We start from the raw sequence: 19,676 nt of genomic DNA, 5'->3' as shown, positions 1-19,676 counted from the left end.
GGGCATGGAAAAGCCCCGAGGGCTGGACCTTTGGGTGGTCCGTCCCTCGGGGCTGCCCCGGCGACCGGGGTCCCGGGTGTGGGCTAGACTCCGGCGTAGGAGTGCAGGCCGTCGAAGAACATATTCACGATGGTGAAGTTGAAGATCACGCAGCCGTAACCGATGATCGACAGCCACGCCGAACGGGGCCCGGTCCAGCCACCGGTAGCTCGTGCGTGAAGGTAGCCGGCGTAGACCACCCAGATCACGAAGGACCAGACTTCCTTCGGATCCCAGCCCCAGTAGCGTCCCCAGGCCGCTTCGGCCCAGATCGCGCCGGCCATCACGGTGAAGGTCCACATGACAAACGAAATGGTATTGATCCGGTAGGCGAAGTTCTCCAGCGCGCCCGCTCCGGGAACCAAGCGCATGAATGGCAGCTTGTCCGGCTGGCCGGCGGCCAGCTTGCTCATCCGCGAGTGCTGGATCAGCTGCAGCACGTTCATGGCGAAGCTGATGGAGAACAGCGCCGCGGCGAATACCGCGATGGACACATGGATGACAATCCACGGGCTCTGCAAGGCGGGTACCAGGTGGCCCAACGGAGTGGGGAAGCCCAGGGTCGCGCCGCACAGCATCAGGGTCACCAGGCCGATGATGAAGCTGCCCATGAACCGCAGGTCCTTGAAGAACAAAACCACCAGGTACACCACGGTGACCACCAGCGCGCCGGTGGACAAGAACTCATACATGTTGCCCCACGGCACGCGGTGCGCCGCGACGCCGCGGGCGACGACCGCGAAGCCATGCATCGCCACGCCAAGCCAGGTCAGCACCACCGCGATGCGTGCGATATTGCGCGTCGAGGAGTGCTCGGTGTAGTTCATCTTGTCGTTGACGATGTCTTCGCCAACGTTGTCGGCGCGCGCCGGCTGCGCACCGCGCTTCGGGCGTTTCGGCTGCGCCACCGCGGTCGTTCCGGCACCAACGAGCATCTCGGAGTCGCGTTTTAATGCGGCCGCATCAATTTCGCTGATGCTCTTATTGCTCTTGGCCAGGTCCAGCGCGAAGAAAATGAAGGCAACCATGTAGACGAATGCCGAAAGCAACATGAACAGCTGGCTGTAGTTGCCCAGCGTTTCGTTGATTGGCGCGAGGTTTGAGCCGTTAGGCATTTACTTCTCCTTGGTCCTGCTTCTGGCTGGCCACTGGCCACTTGCTGTCAAAGATATTGTGCAACTCTGCGGATTCACGTTCAAGGCGCGGATCCTCGCCGCGGGCCAGCAGCGCGTATTCAATGCTGCGCTGCCCGTCCTCGTTCTTCAGCTTCACCCAGACGCGTCGGCGCGGAGTGAAGAGCGAGACCGCCAGCCCCGCGAGGGACAAGAAGGCGAAGATGAGGATCGGCGTTTTGCTCGGATCGTAATTCACATCCACGGCGATGAAGCGCTTCAGGTCGTCGAAGGCGATGCTCCCCTTGCCATCGGGCAGGTCATAGGTCTGCCCGGCTTCGAGCACTATGCCGCCGGAGTCGAGATTGCGTGAATTCACCTCGGTGAGGTTCTCGGTGTCCAGCACATACACGTTCTGCGGCACGCCGTCGTCGAGGCCCAGGTTTCCGGCGAAGGAGTTCAGGTGAAGCTGCGGGTTGATCGCGTTGGGATCCCCGGAGATGCCAAAGCCGGTTTCATCGACCAAGGCGGTGGGCAGCAAGAAGCCCTGGAAACCCAGCTGTTCTGGTTTCGCGTCCGGTGCCTTGATGACCATCAGGGAGGTGTACACCGAGTCCTGCGGCACCGAAACCACCGGGCCGGAGAAGGACACATCCCCGTTGCCGTCACGGACCGTCACCACCGGCGCGTAGCCGTTGCCGACCAAGTACACGTCGGCGCCGTTGATGCGCAGCGGGTGGTTGACCTTCAGCTCTTCTTTCACCGGTTCGGCATCGGCAGAACGCCGGGTCTCCACATGCGCGGTGAAATCCAGGGGCTGGCCGAAGTGCGTCTTCGATTCGCGGTCGAAGACGATGTCGAATTTGTCCAGCTTCACCGAATAGGCGGTGAGATTCTCCGGGTTGAAGCTGGTGCCCGGGGTGAAGGAATCATAGGAAACCAGCGAGTTCACGAAGGTCTCCCCCTCCACGATGACGCGCTGCCCGGCGTAGCCGAAGGCTCCGCCGATGGCCACCGAAACGAGCACACCGATCAGCGAGATGTGGAAGGTCAGATTGCCGATTTCCCGGGTGTAGCCGCGTTCGGCCGCTACCGAACGACCGGTTGCATCGGAGCGACGCTCAACACGGTAACCGCGCTTGCGCAGCACCTTGTAGGCATCATCGATGACTTCATCATCGCTAGGAGTATCCGCTTCATCTTCAACCAGCGAAAGTGAGGTGTACTGCGGCAACCGATCGAGTCGGGCGGGAGTGCGTGGCGGCGGGGTGCGCAGTGCCTGCGCGTGCTTCTTCACCCGGGGAATGATGCAACCCACCAGCGAAACGAAGAGCAGAATATAAATCGCGGAGAACCATGCGGAGGAATACACATCGAAGAGCTGGAACCGGTCAAGCCAGGGGCCGGTTGCCGGGTTCTGCTCGAGATACTCATTGACCGTCTCGGGGTTCATCGACCGCTGCGGGAAGATCGATCCCGGAACCGCAGCGACCGCGAGCAGCAGCAGCAAGAACAGGGCGGTTGGCATCGAGGTCAGTTGCGTCCAGATCCACCGCAGCGAACCAAGGAAACCCAGGGCAGGTGCGTCGCCTCGGTCTTTGCCGGTTCGTTTATTTTTCGCCATTAGATCGGCAACCTCACTTCATTGGCAAACCAGTTTTGTAATTCAGCGACCCAGGTTCCCCAGAGCCCGGAGATCATGACCAGTCCGAGCAGGATCAGCATTCCCCCACCCAGACGCATAATCAGCAGCTGATGCTTGCGGAAGAATGCCAGCGCCTGCATGCCGCGCTGCAATCCGAGGGCGATCAGGATGAACGGAAAACCCAATCCAAGGCAATAGAACACCGTCAACAGCGTTCCGCGGGCAACGTTCGCATCGGTGCCAGTGGACATGATCAGCACCGCGCTGAGCGTAGGCCCGATGCACGGGGCCCAGCCCAAACCGAAGGTCAGCCCCAGCACCGGCGCTCCCCAGAGCCCTGCCGGTGGTTTCCGATGAATTTTTCGGTCCCGTTGCATCCAGGAAATTCCGCCCATGAAGACGATGCCCATAAGCACCACGACCAGGCCCAAGGCCTGGGTTACCCAGGCGCCGTTGAACTTCAGCCACGCGGTGGCCTGGCTGAACAGCACGCCGGCCGCGATAAAGACTACCGAGAATCCGAGGACAAACAGCAGCACGCCCAGCAGGACCCGACCGCGGCGGTGCTCGCGCAGATCGGCGCCGGTCAGCCCGGTGACATAACCGAGATATCCCGGGACCAAGGGCAGCACGCACGGTGAGAGGAAGGAAACCAGTCCCGCAAGCATGGCCACCGGGGCGGCCAGCAGCAGCGACCCGTCGAGCGCAATGTCGGCGAAGGGATTCGAAGAGATCAACGGGAGGCTCACAACTCTTCGGTGAGCGCGGTGTCGATCAGGGACTTCAACGTCCCCTTTTCGATAGCACCTATGACGCGGGCGCGAACCCGTCCCTCGCGGTCCAGAACCAGCGTGGAGGGAACCGCCTGCAGTGGTACGTATTTGGTCATCGCCAATTGGATCTGGCCATCGGTGTCTTGCACGGATTCATAAGGGATTTCGAAGCTGCGCTCGAAGGCCAGCGAGGCTTCGGCCTCATCGCGGACGTTGACTCCGATGAATGGAACGTCCTCGCCAAAGTCCTCGGAGAGTTCTTTCAGGTGCGGTGCCTCGATTCGGCACGGTGCGCACGCGGCGTACCAGAAGTTCAGCACCACCGGCTTACCGCGCAGGGCCGCCAGATCGATGGGCGTGCCCTGATAGGTCTCGGAGGTCAGTTCGATTGGCTCGCTGCGCTTCGCGGGCAGATATTCCTGCACCGCGCCGTCGCCGGCGATGTAGTTTTTGTTATCTCCGGAGCGCGCCTGCTTGGCTAGCGGATCCTCGGTGACCGAGCATGCGGCCAGCGGCACAGCCGCCGCGGCAACCAGCATCGAGCGCAGCATGGTGCGACGATTCAGGAAGCGAGGATTCTGCGAGGATTCATTCATTTGGCTTAGGCTCCAGGGATGTTCGCCGCGCCCGCCAGCAGGTCTGGGCTCGGTTCGGTGTAATTCACGGAGCGAAGTTCGTCTCCGTCAAACTCAAAACTCGTTATTGAGCTCAGCGTGCATTCGCGCTGGCGTGGGTCATGCCAGAGCGGCTTGCCTTCACCGGCGCGCCGGGTCACCCAGATAGGCAGCTGGTGGCTGACGATAATGATCTCGGCGCCGTCGCCGTGTTCGGCCACCGCCGCCTGGCGCTGGTCGTCCATGGCCTGTCGCATGCGAGCGACCTGCGCGGCGTACGGTTCGCCCCATGAGGGTTTCAGCGGATTGCGCAGCAGCGGCCAGTACCGCGGATTCTTCAGGTGGGTTTTGATCTGGGCCAGGCCTTCAAAGCTGTTGCCTGCTTCGATCACCCGATCATCGGTAATGATGGGCAGGCCCAGAGCCTGGGCCGCAGGTTGCGCGGTCTGCTGCGCACGAAGCAGCGGGGAGGCGACCAGGCGGACCACACGGGCGCCTTCGGCCTGACGCTTGGCGAAGTACTCTCCGGCTCGATCCGCCATCTGGAAACCCAGCTCGGAAAGGCCATAGCCCGGGATCCGGCCATACAACACGCGGTTCGGGTTGAAAACTTCCCCATGGCGCAACAAATGAACGGTTGAAACTGGCATGGTTACAGTCTCTCAAACAATCAACCTAAAAGATGAAAATTGTGGCCACGATCAAGTATTCACAGCCTCTGCATGGGATTCCCATATCAAAAAACCATCCTTTCGGAGGGGCACATCACAAACGCCACGGACTAGGCTAGTAGTTAGAGTTACTCACCGTTTAGCAGCAATCAAAGGACGATCATGAGCACCAACGATCCGAACCAGCCAGGCCAGCCCTATGACCCGTCAGCCGGGTCCGGGAGTTCGAACCCGAACCCCTACGGCGAAAATCCCTACGGTGGGCAGCCGACCCCCTATGGTCAGCCGGCAGCGCAGCAGCTTCCGCAGTTCCAGCAGCAAGGTGGCTACGCTCCGGTTCAGCCGCCTGCCGAACGTCCCAAGACCTTGCAGATGGCGTTTATTTTCATCATGCTTGCCGGGGTGCTCAGCGCCGTAGCCAGCTGGCTGATCAACAGCACCAACCTCTTCGGCAATATGGTGCGTTCGCAGTGGACCATGTTCGAAGATCAGATGCGCATGCAGATGGAGTCTTCCAACGACGCCGCGATGAATGCAGAGATCGAACGCATGATAGAAAACCCGGACACTTTCCTGGCGCAGATCACTTCCACAATGACCACCTTCACCGTGGTGGGCATGTTCATCACGCTCATCGCCTACTTCCTGGTCGGCTTCTTCGTCGGTCGAGGGGTCCGCGCGATGCGGATCATCGCCACGATCTTGGCGGCCATCTCCGTAGTTGGCATGCTGATCAGCCTGCCGATGTTCAGCATGTACGCCAATGCAGCTGATGCCACGATGATCAATGTGGTCTACGCCCTTGGATTCATTGCGGGCATCGTCGGCGTGGTCTTCGCCTGGTTGCCGGCTTCCTCGCAGTACATCGCGCAGCGCCGCCAGGCGCGCCGGGCTGGCTACCGCTAAACCGTTCGGGTCCTCGGACCCAGCGCTGAAAAAGGCGTAGGCCGTGGCTCAGCTGAGCCACGGCCTACGCCTTTGGATTTTAACTGCCCGGTTGCCGCCTAGCGTTGTACCGCGTGGTAGGCCAGGATCTGCAGCTCGGTGGACAGGTCCACGCGGCGCACGATCATGCCTGCCGGAATGCGCAGCGGCTGTGGCGCGAAGCTGAGCACCGACTTCACCCCATGCTCCGCAAGCGCGTCGATCAGCCCCTGGGCCGCGACTCCGGGCACCGCTAGCACCGCGATGTTGATCTGTTCCCGCCGGATCACCGCGCCGAGCTCATCGACCGGTTCCACGACAAAATCGCCGACCTCGCTTCCGACCAGGGATTCAGCCGTATCGAGGATGGCGCGTACCTGGAAACCTCGGCTGGCAAAACCTGCGTAGCCGCTCAAGGCACGTCCGAGGTTACCGGCACCGAGGATGGCCACACGCCAATCCTGGTTCAGGCCCAAGGTCCGGTTGATGTGTTCGGCCAGCTCTGTCACCACATATCCGACGCCACGAGTTCCATAGGAACCGAGCAAGGAAAGATCTTTGCGCAGGATCGCCGGGTTCACTCCGGCTTCCTTGGCCAGCACACCCGAGCTGGTGCGTTCCACGCCCTGGGCTTCGAACGCATTGAGCGCGCGCAAATACTGGGTCAGGCGGGTCAGCGTCGCTTCGGGCAGAACCCGCGGTTCAAGTTCAGCCATGCGCCGCTGCGCTGTTCTTCGAGCGGTCCGGTAAACGCATCAAGGGGCCTCTCATGCCATTAGCTGCCCAACAGGCGTTCGAGCCGCTTGGCATCGATGGTCCAGAAGTCCCGAACCTGACCATCAACGAGAAGCACTGGTACCTCTTCGTGGTGGCGGGCCAGCAGTTCGGGGTGCTCGTCGATGTCTATTTCGGAGAACTCCATGTTCATCCGTTCGGTGACGTCTTTGACTGTCGCCCTGGCGGCCACGCACGAATGGCATCCTTGGCGCACCAGCAACTGGATCTCATGCATTTTACTCACCTGTCCATAATCTCACGAGCCGCAACCAGCGTCTAAGTCGGCAATGAAATAAACTGGATCAAATGCAGTCTTCAGAGCACCTCACCAGCCAGAACACGTCTGCGCCACGCGACGTCGTTGCCGCCTTCTTCGACGTAGACAACACCATGGTCCGTGGTGCCTCGCTATATTTGCTGGCCCGGAAGATGCATCAGCGTCGCTTCTTCCAGCTACGCGAAATTCTTTGGTTTGCCCTCAAGCAGCTGCGCTTTGCCGCCCGCGGTGAGCATCTGGGCGACATCCATCAGATTCGTGACCGTGCGCTGCTGATGGCCAAGGGCATTTCGGTCGCCGAGATGGCGCAGATTGGCCAGGAAATCTATGACGAGTACATCGAGCCCAAACTGTGGAAGGGCACGGTCTCCATCGCTCATCAGCATCGCGCGGTGGGCCGAGAAGTTTGGCTGGTCACCGCGACCCCGCTGGAAGTAGCGAACGTCATATCCGAACGCTTGGAACTCACCGGCGCCTTAGGGACCGTGGTTGAAAGCGTGGATGGAAAATACACCGGCGCGCTGGCCACCCCGATCTTGCATGCAGCCGAAAAAGCTCAGGCCGTTCGTACGCTGGCTAGGGAACGTGGAATCAAGCTTTCCAAGTCCTGGGCGTACTCGGATTCCTACAACGATGTGCCGCTGCTTGAGGCGGTGGGGCATCCGGTTGCGATCAACCCGGACGCGCGGCTGAGGGCCTACGCCAAGCGTCGCGGATGGCAGGTCTACGACTTCCGCACCGGGCAGCGTGCGGCACGGATCAGCCTGCGTCTGGCCGGCGTGCTGGGCGCAGTGTGGGCCGCGAAGCGTTCGCTGCCAAACCGCCGCGGGAAATAGCTGGGGAAAAAGCAATCGCCACCGTCAAGGTCAAGCCTTGATACGGTGGCGATAATTGCCAAGAGGCAAATGCTGCTTGAAGCAGATTTACTTCTTATTACGACGCTGGTGACGAGTTTTACGAAGCAATTTACGGTGCTTCTTCTTCGACATACGCTTACGGCGCTTCTTGATAACAGAGCCCATAGTGGTTCCTCACAAACTAAATAAATATGTCAACCAAAATGTAGGCCTAAGAACAAGCATAAGCCACAAGGTTGACCGGACGTTAAACGTTCCTTAATAGATTACCCGCTTTTCGGTCATGCTCTGACCATCGCGCGGCTATCGACCGAGGGAACCTGTTCCTCGCTGCGGATCAATCGCCGCAGCTTGCAGGTAGGCTTCCACTGCGTTTTCCGGAACGCGATAGGAGCGACCGAATTGAACAGCAGGCAAGTCGCCTGCATGAATCAGGCGATAAACCGTCATTTTGGAAACACGCATCATCTCGGCCACTTCAGCGACCGTCATGAAACGGGCTCCTGCAAAATTCTGTTTATCCGCCATAGGGGAATTTCTCCTGACGCTGATCTCTGATTCGTCGTTTATTTTGCTCGCGTGAACAAATACGACTTGGGATCAACATCGGCAATCATATTCACGTTCGCTCGATTCCAGTCTAGTCGCACTTACGTAACTTTTGCATCACGGAACACACCTGAACCACATTTAGATCTCAAATAGGAGCTTTTAAAGGCTGTTGGCCGCTGTCCCGATGCCAAGCATGGCGTCGGGACAGCGGCCAACAGGTCGCTTGCGAGTCGAGGGACTAGATCAGGCCCTGAGCCAGCATTGCGTCGGCTACCTTGACGAAGCCGGCGATATTGGCGCCGGCGACGTAGTTGCCTGGCACCCCGTATTCGTCGGCGGTGGTGGCGCAACGCTCGTGAATGCCGACCATGATCTCGGTCAGACGAAGCTCGGTGTGCTCGAAGGTCCACGAGTCACGGCTGGCATTCTGCTGCATTTCCAGCGCAGAAGTGGCCACGCCACCGGCGTTTGCGGCCTTGCCCGGGCCAAAGAGGATGCCGGCATCCTGGAATACCGAGGTCGCCTCGGCGGTGGTTGGCATATTCGCGCCTTCGGCCACGGCGATAGTTCCCGCGGCAACCATCTTCTTCGCCGAGGCTGCTCCAAGTTCATTCTGCGTGGCACACGGCAGGGCTACCGCGCCCTGCACGTCCCAGACGTTTCCGTCGGCCACGTAGGATACTTTCTTGCTTCCGCGACGCTCGGCGTATTCGCTGATGCGTCCGCGCTCGACCTCCTTGATCTGGCGCAGCAGTTCAAGGTCGATGCCATTTTCGTCGACGATGAATCCGCTGGAATCCGAGGCGGTAATTACCTTCGCGCCCAGATCCTGAGCCTTCTCGATGGCGTGCAGTGCCACATTCCCGGACCCCGAAACGACCACGCGCTGGCCGTCGAAGCTCATCCCGCGGGTTTTGAGCATCTCTTCGGTGAAGATCACCGCGCCGTAGCCGGTGGCTTCCGGGCGTACCAATGAGCCGCCCCAGCTCAGCCCCTTACCGGTGAGCACGCCAGATTCGTAGCGGTTGGTGATTCGCTTGTACTGGCCGAAGAGGTAACCGATCTCACGGCCACCGACTCCAATGTCACCGGCTGGCACGTCGGTGTATTCGCCGATATGACGGTAGAGCTCGGTCATAAACGACTGGCAGAAGCGCATCACTTCGCCGTCGGTCTTCCCGCGCGGGTCAAAGTCCGAGCCGCCCTTGCCGCCACCGATTGGCATACCGGTCAGGGAGTTCTTGAAGATCTGTTCGAAGCCAAGGAACTTGACAATGCCCAGATATACCGAGGGATGGAACCGCAGTCCGCCCTTGTAGGGGCCCAGCGCGGAGTTGAACTCGACACGGAAACCGCGGTTGATCTGCACACGGCCCTGATCGTCGACCCAAGGCACGCGGAAAATGATCTGGCGTTCTGGCTCGCACAGGCGCTGAAGAATAGCGGCCTCTGCATACTCTGGGTGCTTCTGTGACACCGCTTCGAGGCTCTCGAAGACTTCGGTCACGGCCTGGTGGAATTCTGCCTCACCGGGATTACGGCGGAAGACTTCGTCGCGAATACTCGCTAGTTGCTTGTCCAAGTTTTTCTCCTCATCACTTGGGGCAGGCCTCAGGGGCGCGCAAAAGCCCACCGGCCCGGCAACTCTGCCCCACGCAAGAGAATGCCATGCCTGACATTCTCAATGAAAATTCTTTGTTACATACAGCGCTCGCCTGCGTAACGTAAATATCACCGAGCGCAATGCCCGAATCCGCTTTTACTCAGGTCAGATGGTTAACGTCGACGGCCGAAGCGTGGGAAGCGCTCCAATATTTCTTGCGCTCTCCCCGTGACTTGTTCGAGCCCCCGCCCTACACTGCGTCCGAGCTGATGAGCTGCGGCTGGAAGTGCATTGGCGTCCTGCGGATCTTGAATCAGGTCCAGGTCCACCGGCACCAGCTCCGCCGCCGACTCCTCGGCCGGCAAAAACTCGACGCACCAGGACACCAAGGTGTCGATCGCTTCGCACTGCACACTGTAGATGCGGCGTTGGCCCTGGGCGGTCATGCTGACCAGGTCAGCTTCACGCAGAACCTTCAGGTGCTTGGAGACGGTCGGTTGAGATATCTCCAGCTGAACCACCAAGGCACCAACCGCCATCGGCTCGATCTTTAGCGCCTCGATGATCTTGCGTCGGGTTGGTTCTGCCAATGCAGAAAATACTTCGTCAATAGCCACAGACATTACCCTATCGGCATATGGCCTTACAGGAACGAATTTTTTGCCCCTGTTGAGGGTCGAGATTGATCACAGGAAAGCGAACGCCTTAGTCAAACCACGGGTCCAGTCCATAGAGCGGGAAAACTTCCTTACGCGTGGCGATGATCGTACGGTCCACCGGATCGGCCGGGTCATAGCCGACCTCCCAGTTCCGCCACCACAATTGGGCGTCGTCCCCCATCAGGTACGGTACCGCTCGGCCGTAGGTTTCCAGCACATGGCGCCGGAAGCCCTCCGGAACATAGGTGCGCAACGCAATGGGCTTGCCGGCGGCGATGGCCGTCAGGTGGGTCCAGGTGCGCGGCACTACGCCGGTGACGTTGTAGCCGCCGCCTCCGGTAGCCAGCCAGCGGCCCTGGCATACTTCGTCAGCCAGCTGGGAGATGTCCAGAGCCACCTGGCGCTGGGCATCCACCGATAGCTTCAGATTGGTCATGTCGTCATCGCGATGGGCGTCGCAGCCGTGCTGGGACACGATGACCTCCGGATTGAAGGCGCGCACCAGCTGCGGAACCACCGCGTGGAAGGCGCGCATCCACGCGGCGTCCCCGGTCATCGCGGGCAAGGCGATATTCACCGCGCTGCCCTCGGCCTGCGGGCCTCCGGTCTCGTTGGCGAACCCCGTGCCGGGAAAGAGCGAAAGCCCCGACTCATGGATGGAAATCGTCAAGACCCGGTCATCGTCCCAGAAGATCGCTTCGGTGCCGTCTCCGTGGTGGGCGTCGACATCGATATAGCAAACACGTTTCGCGCCGCGCTCCAGCATGCGGTGAATGGCTGCGGCGGCATCGTTGAAGATGCAGAAGCCGCTGGCCTTGTTGCGCTTGGCATGATGCATTCCGCCGGCGAAGTTCACCGCGCGCACGGTTGATTCATCCATGATCGCCTCCGCGGCGATCACCGAACCGCCCACGATCCGCGCGGCCGCCTCATACATCCCGGCGAAGACCGGGTCGTCTTCGGTTCCCAAACCAAAGTCGACCGCAATCTGCGTGGGGTCGGCGCTGACCTGCTTTACCTGATCCAGATACTCCTGGTCGTGAACGGTCCGCAGCACGGCGTCGCTGGCGACCTCGGGGGCCGAGATGCTCACCGTCGGAGCATCATAAACTTCAAGCTGCTTGCTGAGCCGATGGGTCAGCTCAAGCCGGGCGGGGTGCATCGGATGGTAGTCGCTGAACTTGTACTTCAAGTACTTTTCATCCCAGAGCACCAGGGTGGGTTGCGGCGCATGTCGAGGTTCTAACACCTTTGTAGGCTACCCGATTGTGATCCTTGTAACCCATTTATGGCCGTCCGGGACAATTTGCACGTGTTTCGCGGGGCTAAGACGAGCGCATTCGGTTGCGAACGCGTAAATTACAAGGAGAACCCTCCGTCCCAACGAAATGGCGAATTTAGGCGATGAGCACCCAGAGCGAACCGCGCGACAAGGCGCGGGTAGCTGAATTACGCGAAAAGCGGCGCAAGCGGTGGTTGGCGTTGCGCGTGCGGATCGCCGACTTCACGGTCCGCTCCCCCGCCCGCTTGGCCCTAGGCGCCTTCCTCGTGGCCATCGCGATTTTCACTTCCCTGCTGGCGGCACCGTTCTCCTCGGCTTCCGGGGAAGCGACCGCATTGCACGACGCGCTGTTCACCGCCGTCTCGGCGGTCTGCGTCACCGGCCTGACCACGGTCTCCACCGCGGTCCACTGGTCCTTCGCCGGGCAGCTGATCATGATCATCGGCGCCTTCATGGGCGGGCTGGGAATCCTGACCCTGGCCTCGATCCTCTCCCTGGCGGTCTCGCGCAAGCTCGGCGTGCGCGGCAAGCTGATGGCGCAGAATTCCATGAACACCACCGGGGCTTCCGCCCTGGGCGAGGTCGGCTCGCTGCTGCGCATCGTGATCCTGACGGCGGTCAGCCTGCAGGCGTTGATTGCGCTGCTGCTGGTCCCGCGCTTCGCGGTGCTCGGCGAAAACCTGCCTTCGGCCATCTGGCACGGCGTGTTCTACGCGGTCTCCTCCTTCAACAACGCCGGCTTCACCCCGCACTCCGACGGGCTGGTGCCCTACGGAACGGACCTGTGGATCCTCGGCCCGCTGATGTTCGGGGTGTTCCTGGGTTCCCTGGGCTTCCCCGTGATCATGGTGCTGCTCGTCCACCGGTTCAATGCGAAGAAATGGAATCTGCACACCAAGCTCACCCTGATGGTGACCCTGATCCTGCTGGTCGCCGGCGCCCTGCTGTGGCTCGTGGTCGAATGGAATAATCCGCGCACCATTGGGACCATGGATTCCGGCGACAAGCTCGTCCACGGCCTGTTCGCCTCGGTGATGACCCGTTCTGGCGGATTCAACCTCGTGGACCAAAACGACATGAGCCAGGTCTCGGTGCTCATCACCGATGCGCTGATGTTCGCCGGCGGCGGTTCGGCCTCCACGGCCGGCGGCATCAAGGTCACCACGATCGCCGTGATGTTCCTGGCGATCATGGCCGAGGTGCGCGGCGAGCGCGATGCGAAGGCTTTCGGCCGGCGCATCCCGGAAGGCACCATGCGCGTGGCGGTGTCGGTGGTCGCCCTCGGCGCCACCTTGGTGATGGTGTCCACCGGCTTGCTGCTGGCCATCGACCAGGAGGTCGGTTTCTCCCGCGCGTTGTTCGAATCGATCTCCGCATTCGGTACCGTAGGACTGAGCATGGGAGTCTCCGCAGAGATGCCTCCCGCAGGTAAATACGTACTGAGCGCCCTCATGTTCGCCGGACGTATCGGAAGCATCACCTTGGCCAGCGCCTTGACCATGCGTCATCGCGATACGCTGTATAGCCTCCCCGAAGAAAGGCCGATCATTGGCTGAGAAAAGTATGGAGCACAACGCACCGGTGCTCGTCATCGGACTGGGACGCTTCGGCGCCTCGGTGGCCGAAACCCTGGTCAAGCAGGGCCGCGAGGTGCTCGCCATCGAACGCAGCCCGGAATTGGTCCAGCAGTGGGCCAGCACGCTGACCCATGTGGTGGCGGCCGACGCCACCAATATCGATGCGCTGCGCCAGCTGGGCGCCCAGGAGTTCAGCTCCGCGGTGGTCGGGGTGGGCACCTCGATCGAGTCCTCGGTGCTGATTACCGTGAATCTGGTGGATCTGGGGATCGAGCACCTCTGGGTGAAGGCGATTACGCCTTCCCACGGCAAGATCCTCACCCGCATCGGCGCGAACCATGTGATTTATCCGGAGGCCGATGCCGGGGTTCGCGCGGCCCACCTGGTCGGTGGACGCATGCTGGACTTCATCGAGTTCGATGATGGCTTCGCGATTGTGAAGATGTACCCGCCAAAGGAAACCCAGGGCTTCACCCTGGCCGAATCGCAGGTGCGTTCCAAATACGGGATCACCATCGTCGGGGTGAAAACCCCGGGCGAGGACTTCACCTACGCGGTGCCGGACACGATGGTCACGAGGCGTGACATATTGATCGTCTCCGGGCACGTGGACCTGCTCGAACGCTTCGCCGCCCGCCCCTAAACGGGCGTTAAGACGGCTATGGCGCCGGTTCCCCCAGTTCGGGGTGCCGGCGCCATAGAACTTTTAATCGCTGGATTAGCCGAGTTCTGCGCTGAGCTGCGCGGCACGCGCGGCGGCGGCCTTGGCCCCGGCTTCGATAATCGCTGGAATCCCCTGCGCATCGAAGGTCAGAATCGCTTGCTCGGTGGTGCCCTTGGGGCTCGTGACCGCACGACGCATATCTGCCGGGTTGGCCTGCGGGTCAGCGAGCATCTTGCCGGCCCCGGCCACGGTGGCACGGGCCAGATCCATGGCGAGCTTCTCGTCGAGCCCCATGGCGATACCGGCGTTGGTCATCGCTTCGGCCAGGTAGAAGCCATAGGCCGGGCCGGAGCCCGAGATCGCCCCGAGCGCGTTTTGCTGCGACTCGTCGATCACGTGGACCTCCCCGGAACCGGCAAAGAGCTCGGCGACAAGGTTGATTTGCGTCTCGCTCACCGCCTGGCCTGCGCTCAAGCCGACGACTCCGGAACCAACCATCAGCGGCGTGTTCGGCATGGAACGGATCACCGGCTGTCCGTCGCGCAGCTGCCCCTGCATGGTGGCGAGGGTAATCGCCGCGGCCACCGAGACCACCACGGTCTGCGCAGGCAAGGCTTCGGAAATCTCGGCGCAGAGCGCGGTAATCCCTACCGGCTTCACCCCGAGGAAAACGATGTCCGCTTCGGCGGCGGCCTTCGAATTCGCTTCGGGATCTTCGTCGCCGATCAGCACGTTGATGCCCAGTTCGCGCAGTTGCGCGGCACGGTTGTCGCTGCGCAGGGTTGCGGTAATTTTCTTCGGGTCATGTCCGGCGCCCAAGATACCGCGCAGGATCGCTCCGTTCATTGAGCCCGTGCCCAAAAATGCGAGTCGGAGATTATTCGTAGCTTCGCTCATACAGTTATTTTGTCACCCGTTCAGAGTCTTGATTAATTGACAGATGCTGGCGTGCAAATTCGAGCGTCTGGCCCAGCCATTCTTCTTTTTGCCCCGCCTGCTTGGCCTTGCGCGTTGATACTTCCACCGCGACCACGCCATCCCACTGGGAATCGCGCAAGAAATTCAGCGATTCAACGACCGGCTGCGTACCCAATCCGGGCACCAAATGCTCATCCTTGCCGTTATCCAACCCATCACACAGGTGGACGTGGGTCAACCTGTCCCCCAGGTCCTCAAACGCTTGGCGAGAGTTCATCGTTGCAATGGCCGCATGGGAAAAGTCCCAAGTGACATGGCGATAGTCCTCGGGGACCGGGTTCCAATGCGGCAGATACATCTTGGAGGATTCACGTCCGCGGCTGCGCCACGGGTACATGTTTTCAACCGCGATTTTCATGCCCGTGGAGTCGGTCAGCCGGCGTACGCCCTCGACGAATCCTTCGGCATAGTTCCCCTGCCAGCGAAACGGCGGGTGCGCAACAACCACGCTGGCTCCTACCGCTTTCGCCAGGATCACCGATCGCTCGATTTTTGCCCACGCCGAACCCCAGACCTGCTGGGTAAGCAGCAGGGTTGGCGCGTGTATCGCCATAATAGGCAATTGGTATTTGTCCATCAGGGCCATCAGCGCGGTGGCTGACTGACTGGCCTGGTTGCCGGTCACCAACACCTCAAGCCCGTCGTAGCCCACGTCCTTGGCTATCGCGAAGGCGTCATGTACGGTCAGCGGATAGACCGAGGCACTGGATAGTGTCACCGGTACCCGAGGTACACGCTGCTGGTCTTCCATATCCGACCCCTCCTCGTCGCGCCGCTGCATAGCGGCGCCTTTTCCAGTGAAGCGCTAGGCCGTTGGTTCGCCGAGACTTAAGGTCTTCAACGAGCCCAAGGCAACCTCTCCTACCCCCACGCTACTACTGAGCGGTGTCGAAGAGTCAAACATCACGTGATCAAAACGTCGCAGCATGAGGCCTTCGCGTAACGCCCAAGGGCAGATGCGGACACTTTTGAGTTTTAATGCGCTCATCGCCTCATGAGCAACGATCGCACCGGCGAGCAGCTGCGGGGCGCGGATTTCCGAGACCCCCGGCAGTTCGGCGCGTTCGTCCCAGCTCATCGCGGTCAGCCGGTTGGTCCAGAGTTTCAGCGAGTCGCGGTGCAGCACGCGTTTGACGTATGGCCCCTCCCCGCTGGGGGCGGATCCGGTGATCCGCGACAGCGACCGGAAGGTTTTCGAGGTGGCCGTGGCCAGCGTGGGCTTGCCGTATTGGCGCAGTTCGGTGGTCGGGTCGGTGAGCACATCACGCACGTAGTTGCGCAGCTCCCGGACTTCCTTGATCGAAGGCAAATCGTTGGGCAGCCATTCGCGGGTCAGCCTGCCGGCGCCCAGCGGCACGGAGAAGGCGACCTGGGGGAATTCGTCGGTGCCCACCGCAAGTTCGAGCGAACCACCGCCCATATCCAGGTTGAGGATCGATTCGGACGACCAGCCGAACCAGCGGCGCACCGAGTAGAAGGTCATTCCGGCTTCTTCTTCGCCGGAAAGCTCCATCAGGCTCACACCGGTTTCCCGGCTCACCCGTTCGAGCACCGCTACGCCATTGGAGGATTCCCGAATGGCAGAGGTGCAAAATCCCATGAAGTCTTCGACCCGATGGCTTTTGGCGAACTCGGCTGCCTCCTTGATGAAGGCGATGAGTTCTTGCTGCCCCTCTTCGGTGATGGCGCCATACTCGTTGAGGTAGCGCACCAGCGACAACGGTCGTTTATGCGAGGCATAAGAGACCGGTCGGGCGCCTGGGTAGGCGTCCACCAATAATAGGTGGACGGTATTCGAACCAATATCCAAAACGCCAAGTCTCATGGTGCGCTCCTCAACTCAGAGACGAAGTCTACTTCTCGCTCTTCTTGGCGGTGGTTTTCTTCGCCGTGGTCGCCTTCTTGGCCGGGGCCTTCTTGGCTGCGGGCTTCTTCGCGGGAGCCTTTTTCGCTGCCGTGCGCTTCACCGGGCCACGGGCGCGCTTATCCGCCAGCAGCTCAATGGCTTGCTCACGCGTCAGCTCCTCCAAGGAGGTTGTGCGCGGCACGGTGATGTTGGTGACGCCGTCGGTAATGTATGGGCCGAAGCGGCCATCCTTGACCACGATGTTCTTCTCGCTCGTCGGGTCCACCCCGAACTCGGCTAGCGGCGGCACCGCGGCGCGGCGGCCACGCTGCTTGGGCTGTGCGTAGATCGCCAGCGCCTCGTCGAGGGTGATGGTGAAGATCTGCTCTTCGCTGTCGATGGAACGCGAATCGCTGCCCTTCTTCAGATACGGACCGAAGCGGCCGTTCTGCACGGTGATCTCTTCGCCCTCGGCGTCGGCACCGAGCACCCGGGGCAGGCTCATCAGCTGCAGAGCCTCATCCAGGGTGACGGTTTCCACGGTCATGGTCTTGAACAGCGACGCGGTGCGTGGCTTGACCTTGACCGGCTTCTTCGGCGGCTTTGGCTTGCCGTTCTTGTAGTATTCCACCGGCTGCGCGGCGATTTCCTCTTCCGTGAGCTCCGGGATGATCTCGGTGACGTAGGCGCCGTAACGGCCGTCCTTGGCCACGATCTTGCGGCCGGTAGCCTCTTCGATGCCCAGCTCGCGTTCGGAGACCTGGGCGGTGGCGAACAGTTCCTCGGCCTTCGCCGCGGTCAGCTCGTCCGGAGCCAGTTCCTCGGGCACATTCGCGCGCTGCGGGTCGGTGCCTTCTTCGGCGCCTTCCGGGATGGCGCGTTCCAGGTATGGGCCGAACTTGCCCACGCGCAAGGTGATGTCATCGGTGATCTTGATGGAGTTGATCGCCCGAGCGTCAATGTCGCCGAGGTTGTCCACCACGTGCTTCAGGCCCTCCGGGCTGGTTTCGCCCTTGCCGCCGAAGTAGAACATGTTCAACCAGTCGGAGCGCGCACGGTTGCCCTGCGCGATTTCGTCCAGGTCGTCTTCCAAGCGTGCGGTGAAGTCGTAGTCCACGTACTTGGCGAAGTGCTCTTCGAGCAGGCGGATTACCGAGAACGCGATCCAGCTTGGCACCAGGGCGCCGCCGCGCTTGGTCACGTAGCCGCGATCCATGATGGTGGAGATGGTCGGCGCGTAGGTCGAGGGACGGCCAATCTCGCGCTTTTCCAGCTCGGCGACGATGGACGCTTCGGTATAGCGCGCCGGCGGGGTGGTTTCGTGGCCCAGTGCGGTCAGCTCATCCCCGGTCAGCCCCTGTCCCACGGCGAGCTGAGGCAGGCGTGCCTCGGCGTTCTCTGGCTTATCTGCCGCGTCGCTCTCGGAGTCCTTGCCTTCTTCGTAGGCCGAGAGGAAACCGCGGAAGGTGATGACGGTACCGGAGGCAGAGAATTCGGCAACGCGCTGATCGCTAGCGGTGCCCGCGAGCTTGATGGTGGCGGTGAATCCCTTGGCATCTGCCATCTGCGAGGCGACGGTGCGCTTCCAGATCAGCTCGTACAGGGTGAATTCATCCTTGGAGAGCTGGGAGCGGACGTCCTTTGGGCGGCGGAACATGTCACCGGCCGGACGAACTGCTTCGTGGGCTTCTTGAGCGGAGTCGGACTTGCCCTTGTACACGCGGGGGCTCTTGGGAATCGAATCCGAGCCATAAAGTTCGGTGGCTTGGGTGCGGGCGGCGCGGACGGCCTCATTCGACAGGAATACCGAGTCGGTACGCATGTAGGTGATGTAACCGTTTTCGTACAGACGCTGCGCGATCTGCATGGTCAGCTTCGAGCTCCAGCGTAGCTTGCGGCTGGCTTCCTGCTGCAAGGTCGAAGTGGTGAAGGGCGCTGCCGGACGTCGGGTGTAGGGCTTGTCCTCCACGGAGGTGACGGCAAAGTCGCTGTTGGCCAAATTGCTGACCAATGATTCGGCGGCTTCCTGGTTCAGCTCCGCGACCGGGTTGCGGGTGGTCTTCAGCTGGCCGCGGTCATCGTAGTCGCGGCCCGAGGCGACGCGCTTGCCGTCCACCGAGGAGAGCTTGGCGGCGAAGGTTTCCCCAACGGTGGTGGCGAAGCTTCCCTTGACATCCCAGTACCCGGCGGAGACGAAAGCCATGCGCTCACGTTCGCGCTCAACCACCAGCCGGGTGGCGACCGACTGGACACGGCCGGCGGAGAGCCCGCGGGCAATCTTGCGCCACAGAACCGGAGAGATCTCGTAACCGTAGAGGCGATCCAGGACGCGGCGGGTTTCCTGCGCATCGACCAGATCGGTATCCAGCTCACGCATCGAGCCCAGGGCGCGCTCGATACCTTCCTTGGTGATTTCGGTGAAGGCAAGACGGCGTACCGGGACCTTGGGCTTAAGCACCTGGAGCAGGTGCCACGCGATGGCTTCGCCTTCGCGGTCCGCATCTGTTGCGAGGTAGAGTTCGTCGGCATCTTTGAGCTTGGCCTTCAGCTCCGAAACGCGCTTCTTCTTATCCGGGTACACCATGTAATAGGGTTCGAAGTCGTTATCGATGTCGACCGCAAATTTGCCCACGGAAGTTTTCTTGAGCTCGGTGGGAAGCTCGGAGGGCTGGGGAAGATCGCGGATGTGGCCCACCGAGGCGTCCACGTCGAAGCCCTCGCCCAGATATTTGGCGATTGACTTTACCTTGGCAGGAGACTCCACGATAACGAGTTTCTTGCCGGTCTTTTCCTTGGCCTTTGCGGGCACAGCTCTCCTTTTATACA

At 61.2% G+C, this 19,676-nt stretch carries 19 protein-coding genes and 1 pseudogene; 4 read left to right on the top strand and 16 right to left on the bottom strand.

What is annotated here, in order from left to right; translation table 11 throughout:
* Nucleotides 1-83: 83 nt before the first annotated feature.
* Genes ccsB through CIK76_RS03320 form a run of 5 tightly spaced genes read right to left on the bottom strand, consistent with a single transcriptional unit; the run spans nt 84 to nt 4,833 of the window.
* Entirely contained in the window at nt 84-1,154 is a 1,071-nt protein-coding gene (gene ccsB / locus CIK76_RS03340; protein WP_096283414.1) for a c-type cytochrome biogenesis protein CcsB, read from the bottom strand.
* Nucleotides 1,147-2,775: a cytochrome c biogenesis protein ResB gene (locus CIK76_RS03335; RefSeq protein ID WP_096283412.1), complete on the bottom strand. Its 1,629-nt coding sequence runs from the start codon at nt 2,773-2,775 to the stop codon at nt 1,147-1,149. The genes ccsB and CIK76_RS03335 overlap by 8 nt, the downstream gene beginning before the upstream one ends.
* A complete protein-coding gene (locus CIK76_RS03330) occupies nt 2,775-3,545 on the bottom strand; it encodes a cytochrome c biogenesis protein CcdA (RefSeq protein WP_255248329.1) in 771 nt (256 codons plus the stop codon). Before CIK76_RS03330 ends, CIK76_RS03335 begins: the two co-directional genes overlap by 1 nt.
* Nucleotides 3,542-4,165, bottom strand: coding sequence for a TlpA disulfide reductase family protein (locus tag CIK76_RS03325; RefSeq protein ID WP_096283410.1), 624 nt, complete (start codon nt 4,163-4,165; stop codon nt 3,542-3,544). Before CIK76_RS03325 ends, CIK76_RS03330 begins: the two co-directional genes overlap by 4 nt.
* Before the next feature lie 5 nt (nt 4,166-4,170).
* Nucleotides 4,171-4,833, bottom strand: a complete 663-nt coding sequence (locus tag CIK76_RS03320; protein ID WP_096283408.1) for a histidine phosphatase family protein — start codon at nt 4,831-4,833, stop codon at nt 4,171-4,173.
* A gap of 183 nt (nt 4,834-5,016) precedes the next feature.
* Between CIK76_RS03320 and CIK76_RS03315 the strand changes: the two genes are divergently transcribed.
* Nucleotides 5,017-5,760, top strand: a complete 744-nt coding sequence (locus tag CIK76_RS03315) for a DUF4199 domain-containing protein (RefSeq protein ID WP_096283406.1) — start codon at nt 5,017-5,019, stop codon at nt 5,758-5,760.
* A 98-nt stretch (nt 5,761-5,858) separates the two neighbouring features.
* Here CIK76_RS03315 and CIK76_RS03310 read toward each other — a convergent pair.
* Together CIK76_RS03310 and CIK76_RS03305 are read right to left on the bottom strand one after the other, a co-directional pair.
* A pseudogene (locus CIK76_RS03310) lies at nt 5,859-6,497 on the bottom strand (redox-sensing transcriptional repressor Rex); the annotation flags it as partial.
* A gap of 56 nt (nt 6,498-6,553) precedes the next feature.
* On the bottom strand, nt 6,554-6,790 hold the full coding sequence (locus CIK76_RS03305; protein ID WP_096283402.1) for a glutaredoxin family protein: 237 nt from the start codon (nt 6,788-6,790) through the stop codon (nt 6,554-6,556).
* Nucleotides 6,791-6,861: 71 nt separating this feature from the next.
* Here CIK76_RS03305 and CIK76_RS03300 point away from each other — a divergent pair, with 71 nt between their 5' ends.
* Nucleotides 6,862-7,668 (top strand): HAD-IB family hydrolase, encoded by an 807-nt coding sequence (locus CIK76_RS03300; protein WP_096283400.1) that lies wholly within the window; start codon nt 6,862-6,864, stop codon nt 7,666-7,668.
* A gap of 87 nt (nt 7,669-7,755) precedes the next feature.
* Here CIK76_RS03300 and CIK76_RS03295 read toward each other — a convergent pair whose 3' ends face one another.
* The 5 genes from CIK76_RS03295 to CIK76_RS03275 all read right to left on the bottom strand — a co-directional run bounded on the left by CIK76_RS03295 (nt 7,756) and on the right by CIK76_RS03275 (nt 11,665).
* Complete coding sequence (locus tag CIK76_RS03295; protein ID WP_005504750.1) at nt 7,756-7,854, bottom strand: AURKAIP1/COX24 domain-containing protein; 99 nt, start codon at nt 7,852-7,854, stop codon at nt 7,756-7,758.
* 138 nt (nt 7,855-7,992) lie between these two features.
* Complete coding sequence (locus CIK76_RS03290; RefSeq protein ID WP_096257016.1) at nt 7,993-8,217, bottom strand: helix-turn-helix domain-containing protein; 225 nt, start codon at nt 8,215-8,217, stop codon at nt 7,993-7,995.
* 262 nt (nt 8,218-8,479) lie between these two features.
* Nucleotides 8,480-9,823 (bottom strand): NADP-specific glutamate dehydrogenase, encoded by a 1,344-nt coding sequence (gdhA, locus tag CIK76_RS03285; RefSeq protein ID WP_096283398.1) that lies wholly within the window; start codon nt 9,821-9,823, stop codon nt 8,480-8,482.
* A gap of 194 nt (nt 9,824-10,017) precedes the next feature.
* Nucleotides 10,018-10,461, bottom strand: a complete 444-nt coding sequence (locus CIK76_RS03280) for a metalloregulator ArsR/SmtB family transcription factor (protein ID WP_096283556.1) — start codon at nt 10,459-10,461, stop codon at nt 10,018-10,020.
* Between the two features lie 88 nt (nt 10,462-10,549).
* Complete coding sequence (locus tag CIK76_RS03275; protein WP_096283554.1) at nt 10,550-11,665, bottom strand: acetoin utilization protein AcuC; 1,116 nt, start codon at nt 11,663-11,665, stop codon at nt 10,550-10,552.
* 242 nt (nt 11,666-11,907) lie between these two features.
* Here CIK76_RS03275 and CIK76_RS03270 point away from each other — a divergent pair, with 242 nt between their 5' ends.
* A complete protein-coding gene (locus CIK76_RS03270; RefSeq protein WP_096283395.1) occupies nt 11,908-13,341 on the top strand; it encodes a potassium transporter TrkG in 1,434 nt (477 codons plus the stop codon).
* A gap of 7 nt (nt 13,342-13,348) precedes the next feature.
* Nucleotides 13,349-14,005 (top strand): TrkA family potassium uptake protein, encoded by a 657-nt coding sequence (locus CIK76_RS03265; protein WP_096283393.1) that lies wholly within the window; start codon nt 13,349-13,351, stop codon nt 14,003-14,005.
* Between the two features lie 75 nt (nt 14,006-14,080).
* Here the strand turns inward: CIK76_RS03265 and proC are convergent, their stop codons facing one another.
* The 4 genes from proC to topA are packed head-to-tail and all read right to left on the bottom strand — an operon-like array spanning nt 14,081 to nt 19,659.
* Nucleotides 14,081-14,923, bottom strand: a complete 843-nt coding sequence (gene proC / locus CIK76_RS03260; RefSeq protein WP_096283391.1) for a pyrroline-5-carboxylate reductase — start codon at nt 14,921-14,923, stop codon at nt 14,081-14,083.
* A gap of 4 nt (nt 14,924-14,927) precedes the next feature.
* Complete coding sequence (locus CIK76_RS03255) at nt 14,928-15,785, bottom strand: sugar phosphate isomerase/epimerase (protein ID WP_255248328.1); 858 nt, start codon at nt 15,783-15,785, stop codon at nt 14,928-14,930.
* Between the two features lie 24 nt (nt 15,786-15,809).
* Nucleotides 15,810-16,829 (bottom strand): Ppx/GppA phosphatase family protein, encoded by a 1,020-nt coding sequence (locus tag CIK76_RS03250; protein WP_096283389.1) that lies wholly within the window; start codon nt 16,827-16,829, stop codon nt 15,810-15,812.
* Nucleotides 16,830-16,857: 28 nt separating this feature from the next.
* On the bottom strand, nt 16,858-19,659 hold the full coding sequence (gene topA / locus CIK76_RS03245; RefSeq protein WP_096283387.1) for a type I DNA topoisomerase: 2,802 nt from the start codon (nt 19,657-19,659) through the stop codon (nt 16,858-16,860).
* Nucleotides 19,660-19,676 lie beyond the last annotated feature (17 nt).

Origin of the sequence: Glutamicibacter sp. BW80 (assembly GCF_002332385.1) — a bacterium.
Taxonomy (GTDB): domain Bacteria; phylum Actinomycetota; class Actinomycetes; order Actinomycetales; family Micrococcaceae; genus Glutamicibacter.
Note: the sequence above shows the minus strand (reverse complement) of the source record. Positions and strands in the feature narration are given on the sequence as shown.

Bases quoted from the DNA above. Each gene is read 5' to 3' on its own strand.
- proC (WP_096283391.1), bottom strand. From the start codon at position 14,923: ATGAGCGAAGCTACGAATAATCTCCGACTCGCATTTTTGGGCACGGGC.
- CIK76_RS03295 (WP_005504750.1), bottom strand. From the start codon at position 7,854: ATGGGCTCTGTTATCAAGAAGCGCCGTAAGCGTATGTCGAAGAAGAAG.
- CIK76_RS03305 (WP_096283402.1), bottom strand. From the start codon at position 6,790: ATGCATGAGATCCAGTTGCTGGTGCGCCAAGGATGCCATTCGTGCGTG.
- CIK76_RS03270 (WP_096283395.1), top strand. From the start codon at position 11,908: ATGAGCACCCAGAGCGAACCGCGCGACAAGGCGCGGGTAGCTGAATTA.
- CIK76_RS03275 (WP_096283554.1), bottom strand. From the start codon at position 11,665: ATGCACCCCGCCCGGCTTGAGCTGACCCATCGGCTCAGCAAGCAGCTT.
- CIK76_RS03315 (WP_096283406.1), top strand. From the start codon at position 5,017: ATGAGCACCAACGATCCGAACCAGCCAGGCCAGCCCTATGACCCGTCA.
- CIK76_RS03255 (WP_255248328.1), bottom strand. From the start codon at position 15,785: ATGCAGCGGCGCGACGAGGAGGGGTCGGATATGGAAGACCAGCAGCGT.
- CIK76_RS03300 (WP_096283400.1), top strand. From the start codon at position 6,862: ATGCAGTCTTCAGAGCACCTCACCAGCCAGAACACGTCTGCGCCACGC.
- CIK76_RS03325 (WP_096283410.1), bottom strand. From the start codon at position 4,165: ATGAATGAATCCTCGCAGAATCCTCGCTTCCTGAATCGTCGCACCATG.
- CIK76_RS03320 (WP_096283408.1), bottom strand. From the start codon at position 4,833: ATGCCAGTTTCAACCGTTCATTTGTTGCGCCATGGGGAAGTTTTCAAC.
- CIK76_RS03290 (WP_096257016.1), bottom strand. From the start codon at position 8,217: ATGGCGGATAAACAGAATTTTGCAGGAGCCCGTTTCATGACGGTCGCT.
- ccsB (WP_096283414.1), bottom strand. From the start codon at position 1,154: ATGCCTAACGGCTCAAACCTCGCGCCAATCAACGAAACGCTGGGCAAC.
- CIK76_RS03250 (WP_096283389.1), bottom strand. From the start codon at position 16,829: ATGAGACTTGGCGTTTTGGATATTGGTTCGAATACCGTCCACCTATTA.
- CIK76_RS03265 (WP_096283393.1), top strand. From the start codon at position 13,349: ATGGAGCACAACGCACCGGTGCTCGTCATCGGACTGGGACGCTTCGGC.
- CIK76_RS03335 (WP_096283412.1), bottom strand. From the start codon at position 2,775: ATGGCGAAAAATAAACGAACCGGCAAAGACCGAGGCGACGCACCTGCC.